The organism is bacterium (assembly GCA_026398675.1).
Lineage (GTDB): Bacteria > RBG-13-66-14 > RBG-13-66-14 > RBG-13-66-14 > RBG-13-66-14 > RBG-13-66-14.
In genome coordinates this window covers 1-1,741 of the sequence record JAPLSK010000270.1, presented here as the reverse complement: position 1 = coordinate 1,741, position 1,741 = coordinate 1, and the positions used below count along the sequence as shown (strand labels likewise).

Here is a 1,741-nt window from a genome sequence, read left to right as displayed (position 1 = left end):
CACCGCCGCCGTCTCCGCCTCCAGCCCGAGCGCCGTCCCGGCCGCTACCGACAGCACCCACAGGAGGTTCGTGTACCCCTCGGCCCGTTCCCCGGGGTTGTAGACGAGGCCTTCTCCGCGCACCAGGTTGCGCGAGTAGCGGAACGAGATGTAGGCGTCCTCGAGGACGTAATGAGAGAAATAGGAGTACGCCAGCCACCCGGCGACGATGAGCCCCAGGACGACGTACATCCAATTCTTCTTGAGCCATTCCGCCGCCGACATCGGCCCTCCCGTTGGTGGGGACAGTTCGTGAAGACCCGTGCCTGCCTGAAATTATACCGCGCGGATTGTGCCCCGGTCCACCGGGTTTTATAATCACCGCGGAATCTTAGGAAAAAGGAAATGGAAAAAATTCAACCGACCGCCGCCGCCCCTCCGCTCTTCGGCACCGCCGGGCACGTGGACCACGGCAAGAGTGCCCTGGTAAAGGCGCTCACCGGCACGGACCCCGACCGGCTGCCCGAGGAGCAGCAGCGGAAAATCTCCATCCGCCTGGGCTTCGCCTTTCTGGAAACCCCGGCGGGCGAGTTGGCCTTCGTGGACGTGCCGGGACACGAGCGGCTGGTGCGGGAGATGGTCGCGGGCGCCGTGGGCTTTGAGGCGGTGCTCCTGGTAATCGCCGCCGACGAGGGGATAATGCCACAGACCACCGAGCACCTGGACGTGGTGGAGCTCCTGGGTGTCCGGCGCGGCGTGGTGGCCCTGACCAAGGTGGACCTGGTCGAGGACCTGGAGTGGTTGACGCTCCTGGAGGAGGATGTCAGGGAAACGCTGTCCCACACCGGCTTGGCCGGCGCCAGAATCATCCGCACCAGCGCCCGGACGGGCGTCGGCCTCGAGGAGCTGAAACGGGAGCTCATCCGGCTGGCGGAGGAATCGAAGAGGGTGGACGATTCCGGCCGGCCCTTCCGCCTGGCCGCGGACCGGTCATTCAAGATGGAGGGCTTCGGCGCCGTGGTCACCGGCACGATCGCCTCGGGGACGCTGCGCGTTGGGGATTCGGTGGAGATTCAGCCCGGCGGCGGCTCCGCCCGGGTCAGGGGCCTCCAGGTGAACGGCCGGCCCCGGGAGGAGGTCATCCCCGGCCTGCGGGCGGCGGTCAACCTCACCAACCTCCCTAAGCGGGGCGTGAAGCGGGGCGACGAAATCATCACCCCCGGCTGCGTCACCCTCTCCAACCGTTTCGACGCCAAGGTAAGGCTCCTGGCTTCGGCGGACGAGTTGCAGAACCTCTGCCACCTGAAACTCCTCAAGGGGACGAGCGAGCTCAACTGCCGACTGGTCCTTTTGGACCGGGAGAAATTGAAGCCCGGCGAGGAGTGTCTGGCCCAGATCGAGTTCGAGGGGAACCACCCCGTCTTCTTCGGCGAAAGATTCATTCTCCGGATTCCTTCGCCGTCGTTGACCGTCGCGGGTGGGCGGGTGCTCGACCCCCTGGCCCAGAAGCACCGCCGCAAGCGGGCCAGCTACCGGGAGGCGCTCGTCGAGCTGGACGGTATCGGCCCCCGGGAGGCGCTGCCCCTCTGGCTCAAGCACAACCCCCTGCCCCGCAAGGACCTCACGACGCCCGAGCTGGCGAAACGGTCGAACCTCTTGCCCCAGGCGGCCGAGGCGGAGCTTCAGCGGCTGGCCGATTCGGGCGGGATAGTCCGGCTCTCGGCCGACCGGTGGCTGCACCCCCGCTGGCGCCACGGCCTGG

The 1,741-nt window shown here is 67.3% G+C and carries 2 protein-coding genes; one reads left to right on the top strand and one right to left on the bottom strand.

What is annotated here, in order from left to right:
* On the bottom strand, positions 1-264 hold a 264-nt coding region (locus NTW26_08365), incomplete at its 3' end, for a hypothetical protein (GenBank protein MCX7022264.1).
* A gap of 120 nt (positions 265-384) precedes the next feature.
* Between NTW26_08365 and selB the strand changes: the two genes are divergently transcribed.
* Positions 385-1,741, top strand: a 1,357-nt coding sequence (selB, locus tag NTW26_08360) for a selenocysteine-specific translation elongation factor (protein ID MCX7022263.1), incomplete at its 3' end; no start/stop codon positions are given.